General features: G+C 44.6%; 18 protein-coding genes and 1 tRNA gene. 6 read left to right on the top strand and 13 right to left on the bottom strand.

Annotated features, from left to right (window positions below; all coding sequences use genetic code 11):
- Positions 1–127: 127 nt before the first annotated feature.
- Together FX988_RS00185 and FX988_RS00180 are read right to left on the bottom strand one after the other, a co-directional pair.
- The gene (locus FX988_RS00185) at positions 128–1,288 is read right to left on the bottom strand and encodes an L-dopachrome tautomerase-related protein (RefSeq protein WP_201751617.1); all 1,161 of its coding nucleotides are present in this window, start codon (positions 1,286–1,288) and stop codon (positions 128–130) included.
- Positions 1,289–1,419: 131 nt separating this feature from the next.
- Positions 1,420–2,421: a zinc-binding alcohol dehydrogenase family protein gene (locus tag FX988_RS00180; RefSeq protein ID WP_160177786.1), complete on the bottom strand. Its 1,002-nt coding sequence runs from the start codon at positions 2,419–2,421 to the stop codon at positions 1,420–1,422.
- A gap of 231 nt (positions 2,422–2,652) precedes the next feature.
- Between FX988_RS00180 and FX988_RS21595 the strand changes: the two genes are divergently transcribed.
- Positions 2,653–2,829: a hypothetical protein gene (locus FX988_RS21595; protein ID WP_201751616.1), complete on the top strand. Its 177-nt coding sequence runs from the start codon at positions 2,653–2,655 to the stop codon at positions 2,827–2,829.
- Between the two features lie 408 nt (positions 2,830–3,237).
- On the opposite strand, the gene FX988_RS00175 is transcribed toward FX988_RS21595, so the two are convergent.
- From FX988_RS00175 to bioB, 5 genes are all read right to left on the bottom strand, one after another.
- Entirely contained in the window at positions 3,238–5,301 is a 2,064-nt protein-coding gene (locus FX988_RS00175; RefSeq protein WP_160177785.1) for a TonB-dependent receptor, read from the bottom strand.
- A gap of 350 nt (positions 5,302–5,651) precedes the next feature.
- Positions 5,652–6,395 carry a dethiobiotin synthase gene (gene bioD, locus FX988_RS00170; protein ID WP_160177784.1) on the bottom strand — a complete coding sequence of 248 codons (744 nt, stop codon included), beginning with the start codon at positions 6,393–6,395 and terminating at the stop codon, positions 5,652–5,654.
- Positions 6,396–6,482: 87 nt separating this feature from the next.
- Complete coding sequence (gene bioC, locus FX988_RS00165; RefSeq protein WP_160177783.1) at positions 6,483–7,403, bottom strand: malonyl-ACP O-methyltransferase BioC; 921 nt, start codon at positions 7,401–7,403, stop codon at positions 6,483–6,485.
- Positions 7,393–8,619, bottom strand: coding sequence for an 8-amino-7-oxononanoate synthase (bioF, locus tag FX988_RS00160; protein WP_160177782.1), 1,227 nt, complete (start codon positions 8,617–8,619; stop codon positions 7,393–7,395). Before bioF ends, bioC begins: the two co-directional genes overlap by 11 nt.
- A complete protein-coding gene (gene bioB, locus FX988_RS00155) occupies positions 8,619–9,728 on the bottom strand; it encodes a biotin synthase BioB (RefSeq protein WP_160177781.1) in 1,110 nt (369 codons plus the stop codon). The genes bioF and bioB overlap by 1 nt, the downstream gene beginning before the upstream one ends.
- Positions 9,729–9,826: 98 nt before the next feature.
- Here bioB and bioA point away from each other — a divergent pair, with 98 nt between their 5' ends.
- Positions 9,827–11,107, top strand: a complete 1,281-nt coding sequence (gene bioA, locus FX988_RS00150) for an adenosylmethionine--8-amino-7-oxononanoate transaminase (RefSeq protein WP_160177780.1) — start codon at positions 9,827–9,829, stop codon at positions 11,105–11,107.
- Positions 11,108–11,406: 299 nt separating this feature from the next.
- Here bioA and FX988_RS00145 read toward each other — a convergent pair whose 3' ends face one another.
- The 6 genes from FX988_RS00145 to hemA form a co-directional block, all read right to left on the bottom strand.
- Positions 11,407–12,315 carry a SirB1 family protein gene (locus FX988_RS00145; protein WP_160177779.1) on the bottom strand — a complete coding sequence of 303 codons (909 nt, stop codon included), beginning with the start codon at positions 12,313–12,315 and terminating at the stop codon, positions 11,407–11,409.
- A gap of 436 nt (positions 12,316–12,751) precedes the next feature.
- The gene (locus FX988_RS00140) at positions 12,752–13,129 is read right to left on the bottom strand and encodes a SirB2 family protein (RefSeq protein WP_160177778.1); all 378 of its coding nucleotides are present in this window, start codon (positions 13,127–13,129) and stop codon (positions 12,752–12,754) included.
- Between the two features lie 83 nt (positions 13,130–13,212).
- Positions 13,213–14,766: a DUF3369 domain-containing protein gene (locus tag FX988_RS00135; RefSeq protein WP_160177777.1), complete on the bottom strand. Its 1,554-nt coding sequence runs from the start codon at positions 14,764–14,766 to the stop codon at positions 13,213–13,215.
- Positions 14,767–14,877: 111 nt separating this feature from the next.
- Positions 14,878–15,741, bottom strand: coding sequence for a peptide chain release factor N(5)-glutamine methyltransferase (prmC, locus tag FX988_RS00130; RefSeq protein ID WP_201751615.1), 864 nt, complete (start codon positions 15,739–15,741; stop codon positions 14,878–14,880).
- Between the two features lie 5 nt (positions 15,742–15,746).
- Positions 15,747–16,835 (bottom strand): peptide chain release factor 1, encoded by a 1,089-nt coding sequence (gene prfA, locus FX988_RS00125; RefSeq protein WP_160177776.1) that lies wholly within the window; start codon positions 16,833–16,835, stop codon positions 15,747–15,749.
- Positions 16,836–16,920: 85 nt separating this feature from the next.
- Positions 16,921–18,192 (bottom strand): glutamyl-tRNA reductase, encoded by a 1,272-nt coding sequence (hemA, locus tag FX988_RS00120; RefSeq protein WP_160177775.1) that lies wholly within the window; start codon positions 18,190–18,192, stop codon positions 16,921–16,923.
- Positions 18,193–18,281: 89 nt separating this feature from the next.
- On the opposite strand from hemA, the gene lolB reads away from it, so the two are divergent.
- The 4 genes from lolB (at position 18,282) to FX988_RS00100 (ending at position 20,892) form a co-directional block, all read left to right on the top strand.
- Positions 18,282–18,938: a lipoprotein insertase outer membrane protein LolB gene (gene lolB / locus FX988_RS00115; RefSeq protein ID WP_254700680.1), complete on the top strand. Its 657-nt coding sequence runs from the start codon at positions 18,282–18,284 to the stop codon at positions 18,936–18,938.
- The gene (gene ispE / locus FX988_RS00110; protein ID WP_160177774.1) at positions 18,923–19,783 is read left to right on the top strand and encodes a 4-(cytidine 5'-diphospho)-2-C-methyl-D-erythritol kinase; all 861 of its coding nucleotides are present in this window, start codon (positions 18,923–18,925) and stop codon (positions 19,781–19,783) included. The genes lolB and ispE overlap by 16 nt, the downstream gene beginning before the upstream one ends.
- Before the next feature lie 56 nt (positions 19,784–19,839).
- Positions 19,840–19,914 (top strand) — tRNA-Gln (locus tag FX988_RS00105).
- 30 nt (positions 19,915–19,944) lie between these two features.
- Complete coding sequence (locus FX988_RS00100; protein ID WP_160177773.1) at positions 19,945–20,892, top strand: ribose-phosphate pyrophosphokinase; 948 nt, start codon at positions 19,945–19,947, stop codon at positions 20,890–20,892.
- Positions 20,893–20,984: the final 92 nt, after the last annotated feature.

Raw genomic sequence — 20,984 nt, 5'->3', positions numbered from 1 at the left:
CTCTCCTTTTTTGTTGCGCCTTTTGTTGGACGCGAAAAATACAACGCGCCAATTCAAAACGCGTCGACGTACTGTACTCAGAGCGAATACCTTACAATTCGTTCAAAACGATTAAGAAAGCTGACGACTATCGCCCTGGTTTTCCTTTGCTCAATGCTGGGAAGCGCATCACTTTAAATTCTCCCTGACTGGCATTATCACCGCCATTTAACACGGGAGAGCGATACAGTTCGTTTACGGTAAAATAAATATAATCGTCGGGGCCATAAGCAAATCCATCAGGCCATATGATACGTTGATCTTTATACAAGGTGCGGCTTTTCCCTGAAGGGTTGGTCACTTCAATCGCCCCTTTCGTCACTGATGTCACGTATACGTTTCCGCCACCATCTATGGTAATTCCATCAGAAATCGATTTATCGCCGTACCGCTCTATTTTGCTTTCAAGCGCTGATGTATCTAACCTGGTATCAATTAAGTCAGCGGTTTTTATCCGATAAATGGATGTGCCTGACATCGAACCGAAGTATAACCAGTTCGACTCTGGGTCGATCGTAATCGGGTTTATCCCCAAACGAGCTGGTTGTCCACCAAGCGTAATGACCCTGCCTTCGATCGTCATATCGATATCTTCGGCTTGCGTGTATTCACTGCCCTCTAGCACACGCCGCACTTGGCCTGTTTTAATATCAGCGATGATGATTGCAGCCTGCTCGTTTGACGCTGTGTCTGCGATATAGATTTTTCCATGCTTTGCATCAACCGCTAAATCATTCAGAAACGACCCAGGGGTGATCATAGGCTTGGCAATATAAATGATTTTTTCTAACGATTCTGAACGAGTATTCCAACCTACAATGCGCCCGGCGTGGTCTTCTGCTGAGGTATCAAGCATCCACAAGACGCCGTTTTGATCTACATTCAACCCCAGCACATCATATAGCCCTAGCTTATTTTCATCCGGTTTGGTCGCCCACTCTTCATTTGGGTAGGGTTTCACTGTTCCGTCATTAAACAACTCTACTACTTTTGTCGATTGACCGTAAAAACCGTGCACACTAAGAAACTTACGTCCATCGGAGCCAATCGCAATATTCCCAGGCGGCGTCGTCTCGTCGAAGGTTGCGTATGTTTCAAGCTCGTGACTTATCTCTTGCTGAGCATGAGTTTTCGTTACTGGTTGCGCATGCGCCAAGGCAATACCTGAAGATAAAAACGCAGCGCCTAGTATAGTAAGTGCTGGTTTTTTAAAGCGTAATTCAATGAATGAATTAACCATTAACATCATATAATTTCTCTGTTCTTTTTTTAAGAGTGAATATTGCAGAGCATGAATTTTACTCTGTTGGCGGTACTGACCGGTAAAACAGTAAACCCATTTCACTTTGACCCAAGCCCAAGCAGAAACCGCCATATACATTAGAAGCCGCTTAAAACCAGTTTCCCCACTGCCGTTTGAGCCTCCAGCATTTCATGGGCTTTAAGTAAATTGGCTACGCTAATTTTTCCTAACTCTTCTCCGACGGTCGTAACCAAAGTACCATTATCTATTAGCGCAGATACCTGATTCAATATGTCATGCTGTGTTTGCATATCCGTTGTCGTAAACAGTGAGCGGGTAAACATAAACTCCCAATGCAACGACACGCTTTTACGTTTTAATGCCACCACATTTAGTGAAGCTGGGTCGTCAATTAACGCAAACTTCCCTTGAGGGGTAATGCAGTCAACGATTTGCTCAAAGTGCTGATCGGTATTGGTTAAACTGACAATATTATCAACACTAGCAAAACCAAGCGCACTCAATTGCTGTGCCATGGGTTTATGATGATTTATCACATGATCAGCTCCTAGTTTACGTACCCAATCGGCACTTTTATCCCGTGAGGCTGTCGCGATAATAGTGACATTGGTCAGTTGCTTAGCGAGTTGCAATAAAATGGAACCTACGCCCCCCGCCGCACCAATAACTAATAAGCTCTGTGTGCTGTCATTTTTAAGTTGCAAACGATCAAACAGCAACTCCCAGGCCGTTACCGCCGTTAAGGGCAAAGCAGCTGCTTGCGCGTCCGATATAGATTGGGGAGCAAAGCCAGCAATACGCTCATCAACCAATTGATATTCCGCATTACTCCCTTGGCGTGTCATATCTCCCGCATAAAATACGCGATCACCAACCTTAAACAGGCTCACCTCTTCCCCTACCGCTTTTACAACCCCAACCGCATCATAGCCAAGTATTTTCATATTCGGCGCGGGGTTTATTCTGCCGCGCAGCTTTGTATCCACTGGGTTTACCGATACGGCTTTGACTTCAACCAATAAATCTCTGGCGGTCACGACAGGTATATCGACCTCATATTCTCGTAAAGAATCAGAAGCAACTGTTTCACTCGGCTGTGTATAACCAATGGCTTTCATCACACTCTCCAATTAACAAGTTCGTTTGAAATTAACGGCGACATTGTAAATCAGATAACGAATAGAAAAAGTGTTGTTTAAGCGAAACATTTTCAAAATTTTATTGAAAATAATCGCTATTTGCTTACATGTATAAATTTAACAATATAAAAACCTAATAATGTATATACATTAGATAGGCATTTGATATACAGTAAGTCCTGATAAATCAAGATTCGGTTGGGCAATCCTTTGAGTGCTAAAAAAGCAAAGAAGAAAAATAGTCAGTTAATTGTCCGCATTAATGATCAAGAACGTGCTGAGTTTGTAGACTTATGCGAAGAACTTGATACCAGTGCAGCCCGAGAAGTACGCCGGTTTATCCGTCAGTTCGTGAATGAGCATAACCGCCCTTCAACAGAAGAATAGCGGCCGCTCACATGACATTTTGTTACTAATTTGAAAGGAATATTTACATGGCAAAATCAAATGCTAAAGCATTAAAAAAAGAAATTAAGAACCGCAAAGCTAAAATTGCTAAGCAAGAAGGTAAAGTGAAAAAGTTAAAAAAACAGCTTAAAAAAGCCAAGTAACCGGCGCTGTGTTTAGCCGCAGATATGTTATCCCTGCGGCTATTATATTTTTAGTTTCTAGGGCTCACTTTAAAAGAAGCCGCTTAATCAGGCCTAAACCAAACCTTATATCAAATAGTAAATAAAGCCGCGAGACAGCTCACTCTTATACCAATTCCATCTCCCCTTCAATTTAACAGCCGTTTCAACCACCACTACAATCAACATCAATGTTAAAACGATATAGTATTAAAACGATACCGTGTTAAAAACGAAAGCCGACCGTCACTCTATACGTGCGTGGCTCTATGATGTGATAATGAATGTCTTCTACTCCTTGGCTTGCTTCACCAGGCAATCGCGATGCATAGAAGTAATCTATGTCGTGGGCATCACTATCAAACACATTAAGCACTTCCAGTTTTAATTCGTACGCCCCCCAACGTTTACCAAGCAAAGCATTAATTACGGTAGAGGCGTCAGATTGCACACTATTATCTTCAATCAAAGGACGCTCGCCAAAATGCCGAGCACGGATGCTGCCGTAGCCAGTGTCACTAAAAGACGCACTGACACCCATTTGTAGTACTTGGTCGATCGCCCCAGGTATATGCGCTCCCTCGGGTCGGGGATCTGAGAATTCAGAGTCGGTCATAGAATACTCTAGGTCAAAGGAGAGGTTATCTGTCATTCGATAATATGCCGTCAACTCCAGACCTTGGCGTTTACTAGGCCGGCTCGCCTCGGTATTACCTGCATCGCCAACAAAGAGCAATTCGCTGTCCAGTGATAATTGCCATACTGAAAACGATGCATTTAACCTGTCGTCTAAATCGACGCGTAAACCAAGCTCTGCACCGTTTGAGCGTACTAATGCATCTACTGGGGTGACACTTTCACCACTGTTTGGGTCAACTGTTGTTGTGGTTCCTCTGGCGTCATTGGAATGAAACCCCTGCCCTGCGGCCATGTACACTTCAAACAGATCATTAATTTGATAAGTAATACTGCCTTTAACAGAAACCAACCCATCATGATGAGTACCCGTGTTATCGCTCAAATCAATAGCATTGATATTGCGGTTAATTAAACTGTTTACGTCAAAATGAAAATAGTCGTAGCGAATACCGATATTCGTGCGCAGCTTAGGGGTAATATCGAAGGTGTTACGCACATATAATGCGGCACTGCTTTGTGTTACCTCATCACTTCTAACCGCTCCTCGCCTGACCCGCTCGGTGGTTTTATACAACCCCACTTCTTGAATATCATCTATTCGGGTTTCAAAACCTACCGTAGTGCGAGACTGCTTATGGTCGAAATGATAGTGCCCCTGGGCGCCATACACTTTACGTTCATCTACCTGTTCAAACTGATCACCATTGATAGGATCATCCAGAAAGTAGGTAAAGTTAGAAAACAGGTTGAGATCATATTCAATAAAATACGCCGTAAGCGACGCGTGCGCTGAATCCCAGGCGGTACTTGCACTATAGCGACTCGAATCCCCGCCAAGAGATGTATCAATCGAGCCAAGTTCATCAATAATCCCGCTATTAACCGCACGCTGCGGTATTTGGTCAGCGCTATTCCAGCTGTTGTCATAAGCCATAAACGTAACCGACAGTATGCCCTCATTGAGCTTTTGTGAGTGCTTAATTAAACCGTTTATTTTACTTACGTCTTCATCAATATCCTGCCATGGACCTTGATACACTTGCTTTTCTACTGCGTACAACAAACTGCCGTTTGCAACCTTTTGAACACTATCAGCCACTAAAAGGCGCGTATATTCATTTTCCCCTAAGGTTAAACTAGCCATACCAGTTTCTAAGATATTTGGCGTGCTGAAAAATGCGCTGCCTGCGCCTGAAAAGTCTCCTACTTCGGTGAAATAAGGGCCTTTTTTATAAGCCAACGTTTCTACGAGCTCAGGAATAATGAAGTTCAAATCTGTGTATCCCTGGCCGTGACCATGGGTACGCATATTCACTGGCATGCCATCCACAAAAGTCGCAAAGTCAGTGCCGTGATCAAGATTAAAACCACGCAGGAAATACTGATTCGCTTTGCCGCTACCACTGTGCTGAGTGGCAACCATGCCCGGCACTAACTCCATTAGTTCACCAGTGCGTAGCAGTGGCCTTAGGTTAATTTCCTCTTGTCCGACAACCCCCTCTGAGGCGGAAATAGCCGATCCTATTAGATTCGTTGAGCGCCCCTTAACCGTGATTTGTTCAAGCTCGTCATTAGCACGAGCAATATCTATATTTGTTAGTAAACAAGCAGTTAACGTGGTCGCGATTGCCGACTTAAAAAATATATCCATATTCATTCCATTTTTTGCGTGTGTGTTTTTATATTTCAGAACACAAGGTTCAAAAACTCATATCATGCATGAGAAAACATGCATGCCTTAACCTAGTTAACGCCTATGGTTCCTATTCGGATGCAATTATTAGTCGATTAATAGAAATACTGTTTGGTTTGCGCAGGGTCAAAGCGGTGAATGTTATCTAAAACCACTGATGAGCATGACATCAAAGTACATTAGCAAAGTGTATTACCAATTACTCTTGTGCAATGAAAAAACAAGGTCGCCATTAACACGCTAAGCATGTTTAGCGGCCCATATTTATACCTGTCTTAAAATAGAATTACATCCGCCTTAAGATAAAATCACATCGTAAGTCCAAGCTGATGCAGCTTAAAACTGGCTTTTACACTCTCTGGGGAATGTGCTTTGGGTAGGCGAGCAAGCAATGGCGCAGTGAGTAATTGTTGAAGACTTTGGATGTTTTCTTCTAAAAACGGCATATCAGGTTCGAGCATATTCGCCACCCATCCTGCGATTTTCAATCCGTCTCGAGCTATTGCTTGAGCGGTTAATAGTGCATGGTTAACACAGCCTAAACGCATGCCTACCACCAAAATCACCGGCAGGTTTTCTGCGATAGCAAAGTCTGACAAAAACTGTTCTTGGCCATTGTTATTTTGCCCCAAAGGTAAGCGCCAGCCACCAGCCCCTTCAACCAAAAGCACATCGGCTTGCTTGGCGACTAAAGCGTTAAATCCCTTATGGATAGCGCTAAGTTCTATCGGTTTTCCTTTGTCCATGGCAACAAGCTTCGCACACGCAAGGTGCGGTGCGATTGGCTCTTCAAAAGCAATAGGATTCACTTCATTATAAGCAAGCGCTATATTGCTTGCCTGTTGTAATAACAATGCATCTTCATTTCTAAGTCCATTAGGGGTTAGATCGCAACCCGCCGAGACCGGTTTGTATGCAGCTGTGGAGAGGCCCGCATCGGCACATGCCGCTAACAGTGCACAACTAACAAAGGTTTTGCCCACTTCAGTGTCTGTTCCTGTGACGAAAAAAGCCTGCTTAACCTGTGATTGATGAGTATCAAGTAACGACATGCGCTTTCCTTACAATTTTACTTTGATTCATAGAATGGTAATTCGAATATTGAATTGATTTAAGTATGGGCTAAAGGTCAAAAAGCCCTAGTTGATAGGCTTGCTAAGCGTTAAAAAACAAACGCTATAGGTCAAGGGTAAACCTTCAGCACTGCCAAATGCTTGTTGATAACACTCACCGAGAGCATGAAGGATATGACGACTGATAGCCTTTTGCTGTTTATTGCTGGTGATAACATTAGCACCAATTTGTTTTAAAGAACCGAGTAACGCTCGAACATCTGCATGCAGAGTCACGTAATTTCTTTGCTGTACCTTGACCTGCAATCCAGCCGCTTTAGCATCACTCGCCCAGGTTTCAGCAGAAGTAAATTGATTAATTTTACGTGTGCTATCTACCTGCTGCCAGCAAGTATCTAGTTCGTACATTGACCCTTTACACATGATCGCCAGCACACCACCTGCCCCTGGGGCTAACACACGATAAATCTCACTGCACACTTGACGACTATTTTTACACCACTGCAGCGCCATTGAAGAAAACACCGCACCTGCTTTATTGTTGCTTAGGGGTAAATGCTCGGCGTCCCCTTGTAACCAACTGATATTATTAAACTTAGTTGTGTTCACTACTTGTTTTTTAGCATGTTCCAGCATACCAAAGGCGATATCCATAGCCAAAATATGGGGCGTTTGTAGGGTGTTCATATTTGCTAATTGGCGAGTCACACGCCCTGTCCCGCACCCGATATCGAGTATTTGCTCAGGTCGTTTAGCCACACTGTGATAATCCTTATTAACCAACATCGCCAGTGCATCATTGGCAATATCAATCTGGACTTGTGCAGCCGAATCGTAACGCGTTGCCGCGCGGCTAAACTGCTTTGCAATTCTGGATTTCAGCTGTTGCTCGCTGCTAACCGTCACCGAAGCACTCCTGCGTTCAAGACGTTTTATAATGGGTACGTTTGATGCGGTTTCTTCATAACGCTCCACGTCAATTGTCACTGACTAACTCCCTCAATGCGAGCGTCAGCCCATCAACTAAGGCCTGAATATCTTGTTTGTGATGAGATGCGCTTAGGGTAATTCGCAATCGGTCTGTGCCTTTGGGTACTGTCGGCGACCGTATCGCACTCACCCACAAGCCCATTTTGCGTAGGCGATGACTTAGGGCAATAACCTCTTTTGGACAACCAACTATTATCGGTTGAATGGCGGTTATTGAAGGGCTTAACGGTAAGCCTGCCGATTTGGCTAGTTGGCGAAAGAGCTCAATATTCTCTTGCAACAACGCACGTTGATCACTCTGCTGAATCGCTTGCAGACTGGCCAACGTAGCAACAGCCTGAGCAGGTGGCATAGCCGTACTATATATATAATGCTTGGCAAAATTAGTTAAGTAGTCAATTAAGTCTTGGCTGCCAGCAACGAATGCTCCCGCAGTGCCTACTGCTTTGCCAAACGTGGCCATTAATATGGGAGCCTCTTTCTCATTCAAGCCCGCCTTTTCCAGAGACCCCATTCCGGTGTCGCCTAAAACGCCAAAGCCATGTGCATCGTCCACCATCAACCAAGCATCATGCTGCTTGCTTAACGCGGATAAATCAGTAAGTGGCGCTTGGTCACCGTCCATACTAAACACGCCTTCAGTGACCACCAATACATCGCCGCCTGGTACCTGAGAATGTGATTCAGCGCCACGGATTTTACTCAACTGGGTGTGTAAATGTGTGCAATCATTATGAGCGAAACGACGTAAGGTCGCATCGCAGCTCATTGCTCCGTCAAGCAACGAGGCATGCATAAGTTTATCGGCCAATATATAGCTGTCTCTAATGCCGGTTAGCATTGAAGGTTGAGGTTGAAACAAGGCCTGACACACAGCTTGATTTGCTGCAAAACCAGAATTAAATAACAACACAGCTTCGCGCTCTAGCCCTTGTGCTAGGCTATCTTGCAGTGCTTGGTGCGCTTGAGTATGCCCAGTGACCAAAGGTGAGGCACCACTGCCGCCGCCAAACTGACCTATGCCGTCTATCCAGCCTTGCATCACCGCGCTTGATTGGCGCATACCAAGGTAATCGTTACTTGAAAAGTTTAAATAGTGCTGGCCGTCTATTTCAATTAACGCGCCGACAGCAGAGTCCAACGTTGTGACCTGCCTAAACAATGTGTTTTTGCGCCGCGCAGCAAGCGCGGCCTGAATATAGTCAAACGCCATTAACCGGCTACTGTCTCAGGCTTTTTCTGAGTCGCATCGTAAAACAACTCAGCGCTATGAGGAGCCTCAGCGCTTTGAATCTCTTCTAGTAAAGCTGCTTGATGGGCTTCATCTGAGTATTCACGGGTTTGCTTCGCGTTTATGCCTAGTTTCTTGAATAACATTACATCTTCATGCGTATCAGGGTTTGATGTAGTCAGTAGCTTACAACCGTAAAAAATTGAGTTTGCACCGGCCATAAAGCACATGGCTTGCATCTGTTCGTTCATGGCTTCCCGCCCCGCAGATAAACGTACAAAAGACTTTGGCATCATAATACGCGCCACCGCAATGGTACGAATAAACTCAAAATAATCTAAATCTTCAACATTTTCCATAGGTGTACCCTTAACCTTCACTAACATATTAATGGGTACGCTTTCTGGATGATGCGCTAAATTAGCGAGCTGCATCAATAAACCGCTACGATCTGAACCTGTTTCCCCCATACCGACTATGCCCCCAGAGCAGACATTCATTCCTGCTTCGCGCACGGCATCCAAGGTATTCAATCGGTCTTGATACGTGCGCGTGGTGATAATGTCACCATAAAACTCAGGCGAGGTATCCAAGTTATGATTGTAATAATCAAGACCAGCCTGTTTTAATGCGATTGCTTGGTCGCGCGTCAGCATGCCTAACGTCATACAGGTTTCTAAACCCAGTTTTTTCACTTCACGCACCATGTCGGTAACGTAAGGCATGTCGCGTTCTTTCGGGTTACGCCAAGCGGCACCCATGCAAAAACGCGTAGAGCCGGCCGCTTTTGCTTCACGCGCGCGCTGAATGACCTTTTCAATTTCCATTAAGCGCTCTTTTTCAAGGCCGGTATCATAGCGGGCGCTTTGTGGGCAGTATTTACAATCTTCTGGGCATGCACCGGTCTTAATCGACAGTAAGGTGCTCACTTGTACGTAGTTCGGGTCGAAATGCGCTCTGTGCACGCACTGCGCTTTAAATAATAAATCGTTAAATGGCATGGCGAACAATGCATTTACTTCATCTAATGCCCAATTATGGCGTATTTCGATGGCGCTGGTGCTCAGAGGCTGATTGACACTGACTGACATACTTGGTCCTTTACATCATAATAATTCGCGCTTAGTCTAAGTCCGCTTGACGCATTGTCAACTTAATTTAAAACAAAAACTTTACAAGTGAGTATTTTTTGAGCAATTCAATTCAGGCAAATCTCGCCTTCGACCAACAACATATTTGGCACCCCTATACGTCAGCACTTGATCCACTGCCTTGCTACCAAGTGTCAGGCGCCCAAGGTGTATATATTCATTTAGCCACAGGTGAATCACTCATTGACGGATGCTCATCATGGTGGACTGCCATCCACGGCTACAACCGTCCTGAATTAAATCAAGCTGCGAAAGTGCAAATCGATAACTTCTCACACGTTATGTTTGGCGGCCTTACCCATCAGCCCGCCATTGATGTTTGCCGGAAACTAATTGAGATGACGCCTTGTGGCTTAGAACGTGTTTTCTTAGCCGATTCTGGCTCGGTATCGGTGGAAGTCGCCATGAAGATGGCCCTGCAGTATTGGGCCTGTCAAGGTAGCCCCAACAAGCACAAATTTATTACTCCGCGCAATGGCTACCATGGAGATACTTTTGCAGCAATGTCGGTATGCGATCCCGTAAATGGTATGCATTCCTTGTTTACTGACGCCCTCGCCCAGCAAATTTTTGCCCCTGCACCACAAACACGCTTTGCGCAAACTTGGAACGAAGATGACATTGCGCCATTAGAAGAATTGATTCAGCGCCATCACAACGAGTTAGCTGCACTGGTCCTAGAACCTGTCGTGCAAAATGCTGGGGGCATGCGTATCTATCACCCTGAATATCTAAAGCGCGCACGTCAATTATGTGACGACTATGGTTTGTTGCTTATTTGCGATGAAATTGCCACCGGCTTTGGCCGTACAGGTAAATTGTTTGCTTGTGAACATGCAGATATTAGCCCAGACATTATGTGTGTGGGTAAAGCCCTTACAGGTGGTTATGTCACGCTTGCTGCGACAATCTGCACCGAGGATGTGGCACAGGGGATCTGTCAAGGCGACCCTGGCGTGTTTATGCACGGCCCTACTTACATGGGGAATCCATTAGCCTGTGCGATTGCCAATGCCAGTTTAGATATTATTGCCACCGGTGAGTGGCAGCAACAAGTGTTTAATATCGAACAACAGTTAACGACAGAGTTAAGTCGATGCCACGAGCTGGAAGCGGTTGCAGATGTTCGGGTGCTTGGGGCCATCGGTGTGGTGGAATGCAAATCAGCGGTTGATGTTGCAGCGTTACAACGTAAATTTGTGGCAGCAGGCGTGTGGATCCGCCCGTTTGGCAAGCTTGTTTATATAATGCCACCCTATGTCATCCGAACTGAGGAATTGAGCCAATTAACCCAGGCTATTTATGACGTGTTGGCGTAATGATACCAATTCCATTAAATAATTGGCCTCTCAGAATTCATCCAGCGGGTTTTGAACAAGACGTCGGTGTGCAGTAATGGTTGTTCCCTTTCAAATACCGAGAACGCAGTGCAAAACCCGCTGGGGAATTCCCTTCGGGCGAATTTTAAAAGGACTTACTCTGTGTTGCTCAAACTCGAAAGAGCACCACTATTACTTCGTTTAAGCGCCTTGATTAAGTCCTTTTAAATTTTCGCTGAGTGGTTAATTATTTAATGGAGTTGGTATGAGATATTGAATCAGTGCATCAGTTCGATGCACTAATGCATGACAGGCGGCGTGATATCCATATGTTTCACCTGCTGAGCTAATAAGGTAGCAGCCGGGTCTTGTGGGCATTGACGGATAAAATATTGATAGTCAACTATCGCCAGTTGCGGGCATTCTAATTCGTGTAGCAATACCCCCCTGTCTCGCCGTTCATAGGGATTATTTGGACAGAGGTGGATCAACAAATCGATACTGCGTAGTGCGTGCTCATAGCGCTTGGCATTAATCAGAGCTGATTTTACTTGATGCAGCATATGCACCACGACTTCGTCGTTACTCGCGGGGTCTAGCGCTTCTTTAGGCATGCGTTCATTATCGATGTCTTCAATCACGCTAAAGTACATTTGGTGTAATGCGTCAATACTCAGAAGGTGGCCGTTAATGGGGTCAACCATCACACTGTGTGTGTCCTTGTCCTTTGTATCACTCGCTTTGTGGTATTGCGCCAGATTAAGCTCAGTCGACAATACGAAGGCCTCTGGCACTTTTTTGTCTGCTGTACAGACAAGGTCACAACGCACTAAAAAGTGCCCAGGAAAATTAACACAACGGGCATTGAAACCGAGTCGTTGAGCAACATGACTCAAAATCACCGCTAGGGTAACCGGAGTGCCATTTCTGTATGCGAACACTTCATGTAATAAGTTCGGTTGACAGGTATCTGCGCTGTCGTGGGCACCAGTAAACGCTAACTCTTGATAAAAGAACGTCAGTAAACGTAAAAACGCACTATGATCTGGCTGTGATATGTGTGCTTGTATTTGCGCTTGTTTCGCCCAACGATCAAGTTGCTGTAAGCAGTCTGAGATATCCGTATCAACTCCAATACTGTGTCGACTGGCTAATAAACCGGCACATACGAGTTGGTTGCTTTGAATTGCTTGTTCTAGTGAGCGCACCGAGAGATAACCTTTTCCTAAACCTACTTATTTTATCGGAAAGCTCGGCACTTTCTTGATATCAAATGTGAGTATATTTTTCGGTGTTTGAATTTGCGGACCATGTTAACTAAGTACGTTTTATACCAATTCCATTAAATAATTAACCACTCAGCGAAAATTTAAAAGGACTTAATCAAGGCGCTTAAATGAAGTAATAGTGGTGCTCTTTCGAGTTTGAGCAACACAGAGTAAGTCCTTTTAAAATTCGCCCGTAGGGAATTCCCCAGCGGGTTTTGCACTGCGTTCTCGGTATTTGAAAGGGAACAACCATTACTATACACCGACGCCTTGTTCAAAACCCGCTGGATTAATTCTGAGAGGCCAATTATTTAATGGAATTGGTATTAGCTAACATGTCCTTATTAAAACCTAGCTCATGCTTACATAAGTAAGTTTATACAAATAAGATAGGTTGCTTACTAATAGCGACCAAAGCAGTGAAAGCGATCCAGCTTAATGCGCCGATAAAACCAATTACGCGCATAAAGTTAGTACGTGCCATTTTAAGGGCAAGCGCCACCATAAACACGTACATAAACAAACCGACCAACTTTTCCGTGACCCACGGGGTAACAAATGGGTATTGGCTGATGAGCACACATAAGGTAACCGCACTTAAAATCAGCAAGGTATCAACAATGTGCGGTGTTATTTTCACCCACTTTTTCTCAAGCATACTCGATTGAGTCATGGTCCAGATAAAGCGTAAGACAAATAACAACACACTTAGGGCAATACAGGTCAAATGAATATGTTTTACGGCTGTGTACATTCGGGGTCCTTTGAAAGTGAAAGAATGGCTAATTACGTATTACTAAGCAGTTAATACACATTATGCCTAATTGGACACGCATATTAACGCACCCAATCTAGGGTATCATCCTCAATTTTTCCGATATTGTCTGTCAGCATAGCAATAATGCTGGGATCGAATTGACTTGCGCTGCGCGCCTGCATGTATTCGAGTGTTTTTTGCACTGACCAAGCTTGATTTTGCGCTGTATCACTGCGAAGCACCGTATACGCAACGGCAACGGCAACAATTCGCGAGTATAAATGAATATTCTCTCCTTGCAGACCATCTGGATAACCTTGTCCATTCCAGTATTCGTGATGCTCTTTGGCAATAATCGCAGCGACTTTGATCAAGGGGCGGTTTGAGTCTTTGAGTAGTTGATAGCCAAATGCAGTATGGCGTTCAATTAACTGTACATCTTCACGGGACAGGGTGTCCTGCTTATACAAAGCGCGTGTAGGTGAGCATAAATTTCCGACATTATGCAATGGTGCGGCAGAGATCAGTAAGTTTAACTGGATATCATCAAGTCCAAGCGCTTTGCCTAGAATGCGACACACTTTTACCGTACGAAAAATATAATGTTCGCCCATATCACTGTCTTCAGTCGATTGGCTCAATCGCTCTATCACTTCTCGCTGGGTATCTTCTATGTCTTTTGTCAGCATGATATTGTCAAACGCGATTTGCACATTTTTCGAGAACATTTCGACTAACATTTTTTGACCATCTGTTAAGCGTTTCGGTAAGCCAGACAAATACAATAAAGAGCCACAGCTAGTGTTACTGTCGCAATACGCCACTAGATACTCATCTGCATAAACCAAGGTTTTATCAATGAGTGCAACTCGGCAGGCTTCTAAGTGCTCACCAGATAAAACGGTAGGTAATGCCTTACCTGCTGCTTGCTGGTACTCTCCTTGTCCTGTAAAAACAAATAAATTGTCTAAAGAGTGTTTTTGATTATTGGCAATGGAATGTGGGCCCGCCACTGCACAAGTAAGATAAGCGGCATTTCTGCTGCCTCCAAGCAAGGAAGAGAGTTGCTGAACGATCCCTTGAATAAAGTTTTCCAATGAATGGGTTTGAAACAAATTTGCTGACGCAGAAATAATTTTTTCAAGACCAATGCGATTCTCGTCTATCGCAACGATGTCGCGATAAGAACGCAGCGCCGCAATAACAACGGTAAATAACTTCTGTGCCGTTAATTCGGTTTTCGATTTATAGTCATTGATATCATAATTAACGATGACATCGCGCTCGGGGGCTTGGCCAGGTTGGCCTGTACGTAAAATAATACGAATGAAATGATTGTTTGCTTCATTGCGGATAAAATCGGCAATTTTTAATCCTGCATCGTCTGTTTCCATCACAACATCTAACAGAACGACAGCGATATCTTGCTCATTAAGCAAGACTTCTCTTGCTTGTTCACCGTTAAATGCACTGATGAATTCTAGGTTTCTATTTTGAAATTCAAAATCACTCAACGCCAATTTGGTGACGGCGTGGATCTCTGGTTCGTCATCGACAATAAGGATCTTCCATGTCCCCTGATATTCAGAACTATCGTCTTCGTGATCATCTGCAAATAACAACTCGTCGTTCATTTATTCCTTCCCTTCGCTTGCCTGCGAAACACTCATTGATTTCGTTGTACTTCTAAATGCATGTCTAAAATAGTACGCTTTTCAAACAGTTGCAATCTTGCGACGATTTAATTAAGCCTTGTAGCACCCTAATGTTACCCGGGGATGGCCATTTAAGTCGCTGACAGAACGCACTTGCTCGAAGTCATTTTCCCTTAGCAGTGCTTGCACGCCTGGTGCTTGAAGATGACCATGTTCAAAAACCAGCCACCCATTAGGCGCTAAGTATTCAATAGCGTTGGGAATAATAAAGCGAATATCATTTAAACCATCTTCGCCTGATGTTAATGCACTTGCAGGCTCAAAACGCACATCACCCTGGTGTAGATATACGCTGCTTTGTTCAACATAGGGGGGATTACTCACGATAAGATCGAATGAAGCGATAGGCAAATTTGAAAACCAGTCACTCTGCGTGAAACACACATGAGGCAACTTATTTTCCTGACCGTTTTGTTTGGCAAGCGCAACCGCGTCAGCGTTTTTATCTATACCTGTGATTTGCCAATGAGGTTTCTCAGTGGCGAATGCAAGCGCAATAGCCCCGGTGCCTGTTCCTAAATCGAGTACATTGGCAGGCTCATTCACTGACAACTCGAGTGCCGTTTCTACAAGCAATTCAGTTTCGGGGCGGGGAATTAAAGTGGCAGGTGATACCCGTAAACGCAAACTCCAAAAATCGCGGTAGCCGATAAGATAAGCGACAGGATGACCTTGTTCACGTTTCGCTAGCAATTGATGAAAGGCGTGTAACTGCGTTGCATCCAATATTTTCTCAGGCCAGGTCATTAAATATACAGTATTGCACTGAAGCACATGACACATCAGCAGCCGGCTATCCATTGCCGCGCTGTCGCTACCTTTAAGTAGCTCTTTAGCAAATGCTAACTGCTCAGCGATAGTATATTTCCCTTGAGCAGCGGACATCGTACTCATTGCCTTTACCCTTCGTCAGACAATGACGCCAATAAGTCAGCTTGATGCTCTTGACGAATAGGTTCAAGAACTGCGTCTAAATCCCCCGCTACGACATCATCTAAACGATATAACGTAAGGTTGATACGATGATCGGTCACCCGACCTTGAGGGAAGTTATAAGTCCGAATACGCTCAGAACGATCGCCACTGGCCACTAAGTTTCGTCTGGTTGACGTTTCCTCTGCTTGACGCTTTTCTTCCTCAAGTTGATTCAAGCGCGACTGTAATACGGCCATGGCTTTCGCACGGTTTTTATGCTGTGAACGCTCATCTTGACACTCTACCACTATGCCTGATGGGACATGAGTGATACGTATGGCAGAGTCTGTTTTGTTGACGTGCTGTCCACCAGCGCCTGATGCACGAAAGGTATCGATTTTAAGATCCGCTTTGTTCACTTCAATCGCTTCAGATTCAGCCACCTCGGGCATTACCACTACAGTACATGCTGAGGTATGAATACGGCCCTGAGATTCAGTTTCTGGTACACGTTGTACGCGGTGCCCACCTGATTCAAATTTAAGGATACCGTATGCACCATCACCGATGATATTGGCAATCACTTCTTTATAACCCCCATGATCACCTTCGTTCATCGTCACGACTTCCACTTTCCAGCGGCGTGCTTCAGCATAGCGGCTATACATGCGGAATAAATCGCCAGCGAATATCGCCGCCTCGTCACCGCCCGCCCCAGCACGAATTTCAACAAAGCAGTTACTTTCGTCGTTGGGATCTTTGGGCAGCAACAATATTTGCAATTCGTCTTCGTACTGCTCGATAGCAAGCTTAGATGATTTGTATTCCTCTTGCGCCATTTCACGCATCTCAGGATCGCTTTCTTGCATCATTTCCTGCGCAGACTCAAAATCTTGCTGGGCACTTTGATAGTCGGCGAAACATTTCACCACACTTTCAAGTTGCGAATACTCTTTTGTTAATGCTCGGTATTTGTCTTGATCGGCGATAATCTCAGGCTGGCTCACAAGTGCCTGCACTTCTTCAAAGCGCTCGGTTAACGACTCTAATTTACGTTGAACTGATTCTTTCATGTTATTCCTGTAAGCCCCTTATTTAACATTGTAGCTGCCGGCTCACATTTGAGCATCGACGCGAGCATGAAAGGGGTAAATGAAGTTACTTAGATGAGTCGTTTGCGCGAGCTAATCCTAGCGCGTCCTGCAATAGACCCATATTTTTATTATCTTGCTGCATCGCAGCTTTTTTCAGTGCTTTGGTTGGCGCATGTATTAACGAATTCGTCAGTTTATTTGCCAACTCTTTAATCACTTGTTCTGCTTCTTTGCCATCCGCTAACTGATTGAGCGCCTTAGCGACAAGTGTATCCCGTTGATTTTCACTTTGTTGACGAAAATCGCGTAATACATCAATAGACGTTTGACCTTGGCGCCACTGCAAATATTGTTGAGCTTGTTGGTCAATCATTTGCTCTGCTTGCAGTGCGGCGTGTTGACGTGATTCAAGGTTTTTTTCGACGATTTGCTGTAAGTCATCCACCGTATAAAGATACGCGTCATCTAACTCGCCGACTTCTGCTTCGATATCCCGAGGCACCGCCAAATCAACTAAGAACATAGGTTTATGTCGTCTGTCTTTTAACGCACGCTCAACCAACCCTTTACCAAGTATGGGTAATTGACTTGCGGTAGAGCTAATAACGATATCGGCGTCTTTTAAATGATGTGGTATTTGCGTAAGCGTTAGCGTATTTGCCCCTAAGGGTTTAGCGATCGCTTCAGCTCTAGCCAAGGTTCTATTGGCGACACTTAAAGACTCTACGCCCTGTTCATGCATGTGCTTAGCCACTAACTCAATGGTTTCACCGGCACCGATAAGTAACACGTTACTTTTTTTCAGTGAGGAAAATATATGCTTGGCTAATTGCACGGACGCATAAGCAACAGATACTGCGTTAGAGCCGATTTCAGTTTCGCTACGCACCCGTTTTGCCACGGAAAAAGTCTGCTGAAACAAGCGTTCAAAATCACTTTTGATCACACCTGAATCTTTTGCACTAACGAAGGCTTGCTTCACTTGACCAAGAATTTGGGGTTCACCCAAAATCAATGAATCTAATCCGCAGGCCACACGCATAATGTGTTTAATCGCCTCGTCTTGCTGATAAATATAACTATTAATACCTAATTCATCTGCTTTAGCTTGATGAAATTCAGCTAACCATTGGGTTAACGCAGCACCGGTCAAATTTTCTGCTTGTGCGTATATCTCTGTTCGATTGCAGGTAGAGACAATCACAGATTCATCGGCCCCTGTATTAAGAGCTAACGATTTGAGGGCTTCAACCATAGCATCCGGTGAAAAGGCGACTTTTTCGCGCAATTCTACTGGTGCGGTTTTATGGTTAATCCCAAAGGCAATTAAGGTCATGCAGATTACAGCTTTTTCATTAAACGGTGTTAAGGCCAGATCAGGGCGGCATTGTACGCAAAAGGTAAAACTATTGAAAGCACCCTGCTATGTATGTTCCTATAGCCGCCTTTGATATTACTAGTATGGTGGCTGTGAGCGTGCGTTCAACAATACATTTCGTATTACTTATTCTAACTGCGGTTATACTTAACGCCTGTGCCACTCATCCGCCTACCCCAATTCAGGTGAACAGCCAAGCACATCAAGCAAGCTTACAAAATACGCAGCAGTGGACATTAAAAGGCCGAATGGCATTTAAAAGCCCCGACGATAAGTTCAGCGCCAACGTAAACTGGCAACAAATACAAGACAGTTATCATCTTTCACTGAATACCATGCTGGGTATTAATATCTTGTCTATGCATGGGGATGATGATTCCGTTGAATTAGATGCTGACGGCGAACACTATCAAGATACCGATGCCAGCCACCTTATTTGGCGTATTACCGGCTGGCAAATTCCAGTCTCACAATTTCCGTTTTGGATAAAAGGCCAAGCTGCCTCTAAAGATGAGGCAATTTATGCCAAAAGCGGCGTCATCGACCAATTAATTCCCCGTTGTGAAAACTGTAACGGTTGGCTAATAAGCTACAAAGATTATCAAAAAGTGGACGACATTTGGCTGCCACATAATATAAAACTGAATAACCCCATGTTGGGGAACCAAATTCTTATCAGAGTAAATCAATGGATCAAACAATAGATTGGTGGCCTAGCCCCGCTAAACTGAATCTCTTCTTACACATCAACGGGCGCTACCCTAACGGCTACCATAAATTACAAAGCCTATTTCAGCTATTGGATAAAGGCGATGAGTTAGCGTTTTCAATCACGCCGCACAGTGAAATCGAACTACTCACGCCCATCGAAGGGGTAGTCAATGAAGACAACTTGATTGTTAAAGCTGCGCGTTTACTGCAAGCACATACAAATTGCCAGCAAGGTTGTCAGATTCATTTACGCAAAGTATTGCCCATGGGCGGTGGCATTGGTGGGGGGTCTTCCAATGCAGCCACCACATTAATTGCCCTTAACTATTTATGGAAATGTAACTTAAGCCTGACAGAACTCGCTAAATTAGGCTTAGTACTAGGGGCTGATGTGCCTGTCTTTGTTATGGGCAACACGGCATTTGCCCAAGGGGTTGGCGAACAGCTTACCCCTGTCAGCCTTGCTCAAACGCACTATTTAGTGGTGTTTCCAGCGTGTCATGTGTCTACCGCTGAGGTATTTAGCGATCCACTCTTGCCTAGAAATACGCCAGTTATTTCATGGCAAGAGTATGATTTTGACCGTACCCATAATGACTGTCAGCAATTAGTCTGTAATCGCTTTGAGAATGTTGCAAATACATTACGCTGGTTGTTAGAATACGCGCCGTCTCGAATGACAGGCACAGGTGCTTGTTTATTTGCGGTCTTTACCAGTAACCAAGCAGCAGAAAATGTACTTGCTAACTTACCATCAGGTTGCTCAGGTTTTGTCGCTAAAGGAGTCGATGTGTCTCCTGTGCATGACAAATTAGCGCACCTAGGTAACATTAGCTAGCGCAAGTAAAACGCGTATTTACGCGGCGAAAGGTTATATTAATACAGAGTATTTTTTGGGATATCGCCAAGTGGTAAGGCAACGGGTTTTGATCCCGTCATTCGTTGGTTCGAATCCAGCTATCCCAGCCATTTTCACTTTTACGCACTGAGGAATTTAACGTGCCAGACATGAAGCTTTTCGCTGGAAACGCAGTACCTGAACTTGCACAGAAAGTAGCCGACAGGCTCTACACCAAACTTGGCCACGCCAGTGTTGGGCGCTTTAGCGATGGGGAGATCAGCGTAGAAGTACATGAAAATGTGCGCGGCTCAGACGTCTTTATTATTCAATCAACGTGTGCACCTACGAATGACAACTTAATGGAATTGATTGTCATGATCGATGCCTTTCGTCGTGCATCTGCAGGGCGTATAACCGCGGTTATTCCTTATTTCGGTTATGCCCGTCAAGATCGTCGCGTACGTTCTGCTCGTGTTCCCATTACCGCCAAAGTAGTGGCAGATTTCTTATCTAACGTTGGTGTTGACCGTGTATTGACCATCGACTTACACGCAGAGCAAATTCAGGGCTTCTTCGATGTACCTGTTGATAACGCTTTTGGTACACCAATATTATTAGATGATATGCGTCGTCGTAACATCGAAAACCCAGTGGTTGTATCTCCAGATATTGGCGGTGTTGTTCGTGCTCGTGCGGTGGCTAAACTACTAAATGATACCGACCTTGCTATCATCGATAAACGCCGTCCTAAAGCCAACGTTGCCCAAGTCATGCATATCATTGGTGACGTGCAAGACCGTGACTGCATTATAGTAGATGACATGATTGATACCGGCGGTACGCTAGCAAAAGCCGCTGAAGCGCTAAAGGCCCACGGTGCTAAGAATGTTTATGCTTATGCGACCCATGCAATTTTCTCGGGTAATGCGGCACAGAATCTACGTGATTCAGTGATTGATGAAATCATCATCACAGACAGCATTCCCCTTAGCCCTGAAATCAAAGCGTTAGATAAAGTGAAGCAATTGACCTTATCAAACATGCTAGCAGAAGCGATTCGCCGAGTGAGCAATGAAGAGTCCATCTCAGCAATGTTTGAATATTAATCGCTCTTTTACACACAAAGTGATTACTCTTTAAGCCGCTTACACAGCGGCTTTTTTGTGTTTGATACCCATTGCGCCATAAGCCGCTGAAT

This window comes from Paraglaciecola mesophila (assembly GCF_009906955.1).
Classification (GTDB): Bacteria; Pseudomonadota; Gammaproteobacteria; order Enterobacterales; family Alteromonadaceae; genus Paraglaciecola; species Paraglaciecola mesophila_A.
The sequence above is the reverse complement of the archived record's forward strand: the minus strand, read 5'-3'. Positions and strand labels throughout refer to the sequence as shown.